At 74.5% G+C, this 3019-nt stretch carries 2 protein-coding genes; both read right to left on the reverse strand.

Features of this window, described 5'->3' with window-relative positions:
- The coding region (locus ACY45C_RS18915) for a hypothetical protein (RefSeq protein ID WP_462188912.1) at positions 1 to 566 on the reverse strand (566 nt) is incomplete at its 3' end.
- Positions 563 to 3019, reverse strand: a 2457-nt coding sequence (locus ACY45C_RS18920) for a hypothetical protein (protein ID WP_462188913.1), incomplete at its 5' end; no start/stop codon positions are given. The genes ACY45C_RS18915 and ACY45C_RS18920, both read right to left, overlap by 4 nt.

The following is a 3019-nucleotide window of genomic DNA, read 5'->3' on the forward strand; positions in this document are numbered from 1 at the left end:
GGACCGTTCTGCCGGAACAGCGTCTCCAGCCGTACGGGCAGTAGCACGCACACGTCCCGGACGAGCGCGGGCCGCTCGGTGACGGGCAGCTCGAGCCGGGTCCGAACGGCGGACGCCACCAGCGTGTCGAAAACGTCGGCGCCGAACCTCGCCTGCAGACTCGGCACGATGTCCGGCCCCGGCCGCTCCTGCCGGACCACCGCCAGCGCGGAGTTCACCAGTCCGGGCATCGGCGGCGCGGTCCCGGCGAGGGTGCGCACCGCGTCGGTGCCGAGCGCGCCGAGGACGTCGCCGGTGCGCGCCTTCGGCGGTCCCCACAGCCAGGACAGCACGGCCCGCTCGGCCGCCTCGTCGGCGAGCTCGCCGGCCGGCGCGCCCGCCAGCAGTGTGCGCTCGGCATCGATCGCGGCGGCGAGGGCCTGGACGGCCACCAGCTGCTGCTCCAGGTCCGCCCGCGAGTCGGGCGTGAGGTCCCCGGCTAGCTGGATCGAGAGGTCGGCGATCCGGCCCGCGGCGGTCCCTGCGGCGCTCTGCAGCAGGGCGTCCCGGCGCGATGCGTACGTCATGCCAGCCCCAGCCGCTCGAGGAAGTCGCCGTCGAACCCGACCCGGGTCGGCGTGTCGATGGTCGCGGCCGCGAACGCCGCTCCGGTCGTGGCGCCACCGCCGACCGGGTTCTCCACCACGTCCACCGACCGGAACCGCAGCTCCGACGGGGGCTCGTCCAGCACCAGCCAGAACTGGTCCAGTGTGGACGGGTCGACGTCGAACGCGAAGAACACGACGTCCGGCGCCAGCGCGCCCTGGAAGATCGACCCGAGAAACCGCCGGTCGGCCTTGTTGGCCGCGGCGTAGGAGAAGTCCGGCGTCGCCATCAGCGCGGCGTCCGCGGTCGGCGTGGGGCGGACGAGGTAGACGAGCGTGCGCGGGTAGCGCCGGAAAAGGTCCGTCCGGAACACGATCACCAGGTCCTGCTTGCCGGTCGTCTCGCCGGGCTGCGTGACCTGGTGCCCGAGATCGCCGAGGTCCGAAGCTGGTGGCCACGATTCGACCGGGACGATGTCCGCCTCCCGCTTCCCGGTCTCGAAGTCGACGTGCCCCCAGAACATCCGCAGCGGCGTGGAGCGCCGGTCGACCGGCATGTTCCGCCAGTGCATCTCGCCGTGCAGCTGGGTGTTCAGGCCGACCAGGTAGGCGTCGATGAAGGCCGGGTTCGTCCGCATCGCGACGACCGAGTGCTTCTGCAGCGTGCCGATCCCGGGCAGCAGCCACTCCTTGGCTCGGTCGCGCAGCAGCGTCCACGTCGGCAGGTCCATACCCACCGGCAGCTCCGGCGGCTCCAGCGTCAGCAGCGGCAGGCCGTTGACCCGGGACCGGACGCGCAGGATCGCCGGGGCGTCCGGACCGCGCGGGTCGATCGCCGTGCTCACCACCCTGGCCGCGCCGCCGAGGTCCGACGGCGCGCACTCCAGCACCGTGCCGCGCGGCAGCAACGGGTCGAGGAACCGGCGCAGGTCCACCACGTTCAGCCGGTGCTCGCCAACCAGCGGCGGATCGCGGCGCGGCTCGAGCGGCAGCTCATCGAGCGCCGGCAGCCCTTGCCGGCGGGCGATCTCGTCGACGTGCGGCAGCCCGGCCGGCACGGGAGACGGCAGCGGGCAGGTGTTCGCCGCCGCGATCAGGTCGGGCCGGGACACGAAGCCGGTCGCGGTGTGCCGCGTCCAGGCGGCGCCGCGGCGGAGCATCCGGCGCGCGGCGGAGGAGAACAACGCGGCCTCGAGCGGGCTCGCCGGCCCGGTCAGCGCGCCGAGCGCGGTCCCTGTCGGCGTCCGCAGCCGGCGCATCAACGGCGCGAACAGGTCGATCCGGTGTACGGGGTCGTCGGGGATCCGCCGCTCCCACAGCGATCCCGCCGCGTGCAGGCCCAGCGCGAGCTGGGCGACGAGGTGCCCGGCGAGCGGCAGCGCGCCGAGCTGGTCGGCCGCCGCGGCAACGAGCTCATCCTGCCACTCCAGGCCCATCCACAGCCCGAGGCCGGCCGTGCCGCGGAAGCGCGGGTCGGCGCTCAGCGTGTCTGCCCACGCCGACGAGCCGGTCACCCACGGCCGCCCGTAGTCCGGCAGGCTCACCACCCCGCGCCCGAGCGGGTCGGCGAGCGTCCGCGCCGCGGCCACGAACGCCGCGAGGTCCGCCCGCGCGGCCGCCTCCTCGGCGCCGTCGGGGTCGCCACCGAGGTTTGTGATCGCGCCGCGGACCTCCAGCGCGAGGTCGACCGGCCCTCTCCGGTACGCCAGCGGCGCCCGCCCCAGCCCCGTGGACGACCGAGCGGTGATCGCGAACGCGAGCGTCTCGAAGTCGCCCTCCTCGGCGGTCCAAAACCGCCACCAGTGCAGCACAGGCAGCGTGGACGGCTGCCGGCCGGCGGCGAGGTCCCACGCCGGCGCGCCCGCGTCGTCGAACGCGGGGACGACGACCGCCCGGTACTCAGTCTGCGGGTCCAGCCTGCGCGGAGAGAGGAGCCGGGACGCATGTGTAAGCCCGTCGTCCTGCACGTGCGCCCATGACGCGGACGTGGTGAGGTCGTGCTTCTCCAGCACCGACCGCCGCAGGATCGCGACTGTGCCGGAGTCCACCCGCAGCTCCTCGATCGTGCCGACGAGCACGACCAGCCACGGCGGCAGCACGTCACCGACGGCCTTGCGCGGCGTGTACCGCCACGGCAGGCCCGGGTCGGCGAAGTCGACGTGCACGAGCTTCGTGGTCTCCGCGTCCGGAGCGTCCGCCCGGGGCGCGGTCCGCGCGACGACCCCGGGCTTCAGCGCGGCGACATCCCGCGGCGCCACGAGGGCGAACGGCACCGCGCCGCCTGCGGTGTCCGGCCGCTGCCGGTCGTCCAGCCGGAGGTTGAGCGAGCCGACCAGCCGGCCGTCGTGCGGCGTGGGATCGGGCACCAGGTCGAAAAGCGGCGAGCGCTGCCAGCTGGTGAACGTCAGGTCGGTCACTAGGTCTGTCTTCCGCAC

Source organism: Frankia sp. CcWB2, assembly GCF_977927585.1.